Source organism: Legionella drancourtii LLAP12 (assembly GCF_000162755.2).
In the GTDB taxonomy this organism is placed as follows: Bacteria; Pseudomonadota; Gammaproteobacteria; order Legionellales; family Legionellaceae; genus Legionella; species Legionella drancourtii.
This window is the reverse complement of sequence record NZ_JH413832.1, coordinates 127077-128778: the sequence shown is the minus strand read 5'-3', so window position 1 is coordinate 128778 and position 1702 is coordinate 127077. Positions and strand designations below refer to the sequence as shown.

Below are 1702 nucleotides of genomic sequence, written 5' to 3'. Positions count from 1 at the left end.
AAGATTATGCTTGGGCACTTTAATCTCCATTCTGATCGCGAAATCAATAAGTTAGTTTAGACTAACTTGATTAAAGTGCCCCCTTATTTGGGGTAGAGCCCGATTTTTTTACTTGATAATATTGAACCTGATGGACTACATCATTTATGCCAAAATCTTCTTAGCCTTTATAATAAAGACACCTATCTAACAGAGTTTCCTAACATTCAAAATATTGTTCCAGTCAAAGATGATCCTGATGTAAATTATAGTATTCTTGCTGCATCAATAACATTTCACCAGAGAGAAAATTTGAGATGAATCATTCTATTTTAGTTTTAGGTGCAGGTGAACTTGGTATGGCTGTGCTTCGTAATTTGGCCACGCACATCTCCTCGTCTTCAGGTACTACAGTTACCGTCCTCCTTCGCCCATCATCAATTAATTCTGATAGTTCCAGAAAACAACAGGAAATCGCCGAACTTCATTCTCTAGGTATCAACATTCTTGCGGGAGATCTCTCTGCCCCTGGTACTGATCTCGTTGCTCTTTTTAAAGTCTTTCATACCGTTATCGGCTGCACAGGCTTCGTAACTGGGAGAGGACTCCAGCTCAAACTTGCGCGTGCAGCCCTTGATGCTGGTGTAATACGTTATTTCCCTTGGCAATTTGGTATCAATTACGATCTTATTGGCAGAGGTAGTGCACAAGATCTATTTGACGAGCAGCTAGACGTGCGCAGCCTACTAAGATCACAAGACCGCATGGAATGGGTCATTGTTTCAACAGGAATGTTCACCAGTTTCCTGTTTGAACCTTCTTTCGGAATAGTTGACTTTGTGCAAAATACAGTGCACGCGCTGGGTAGCTGGGAAAATAAAGTCACTGTCACAACACCGAATGATATTGGCGCTTTGACTGCGGAGATCTGCTTTACCGAACCACAAATCGTGAATAGCATCGTGTATACAGCTAGTGATACTGTTACCTATAGGCAATTGGCGGATATTATTGATTCTGTCTTGAATCGCAAGATGCGTCGAGTGAAATGGAGTATACCCCAATTGAAAGAGGAACTGGCAAACGATCCTACCAACGCCATCAAGAAATACAGGGTGGTGTTCGCGGAAGGAAAAGGAGTGTCTTGGGATATAGATAAGACATTCAATGCTCAGCAGGGAATTAATGTGATGAGCATCGAGCGCTGGGTGAGGGAGAATATAAAATGATTATAGTAGCGCTCAGTACCTCTGCATATCGAGCATTGGCACCAGGCTGACGTCATAATACACTGAGGGCAATGCTGTTGAGAATATTGGAACTTCGTAATCGGAATATTCATGAACTTAAGGATGCAATAGCAGAAAAATAGAGAATATGGTCGTCGAAACCATTCATAATGAGGTGTGCAGCGTTCAAGAAAATAATTGGCGATTCGCTGCATGCCTGAGATATTAAGTGACAAAAGCAAGAGGCTAAATTAGTTTGAGAGGTACTCAATAAAATGACATCATTGAGAATGCCACAAAGCTACCGCTCCGCCTGAATTTTGTGAAACAAAACTGTCAGATAGTTAATCAACAAAACCCTTTAGGGGGATGAATGACATCAAATACCCCCCTAGATCAAAACAAGATAATGCATCATGTTCTTTGAGATATATCTTACATGAAGTAGCGCAATCCGCTCAATGACAATAACCCTAGGTAAGCTATACTTAAAA

The 1702-nt window shown here is 41.1% G+C and carries 2 protein-coding genes; both read left to right on the top strand.

Annotated elements, in window-relative coordinates; all coding sequences use genetic code 11:
- Positions 1-102: 102 nt before the first annotated feature.
- Positions 103-300, top strand: coding sequence for a DUF6119 family protein (locus LDG_RS20740; protein WP_407635276.1), 198 nt, complete (start codon positions 103-105; stop codon positions 298-300).
- The gene (locus LDG_RS11925) at positions 297-1208 is read left to right on the top strand and encodes an aromatic alcohol reductase (RefSeq protein ID WP_040535629.1); all 912 of its coding nucleotides are present in this window, start codon (positions 297-299) and stop codon (positions 1206-1208) included. The genes LDG_RS20740 and LDG_RS11925 overlap by 4 nt, the downstream gene beginning before the upstream one ends.
- Positions 1209-1702: the final 494 nt, after the last annotated feature.

Coding starts and splice junctions, on each gene's coding strand:
- LDG_RS11925 (WP_040535629.1), top strand. CDS start 297: ATGAATCATTCTATTTTAGTTTTAGGTGCAGGTGAACTTGGTATGGCT.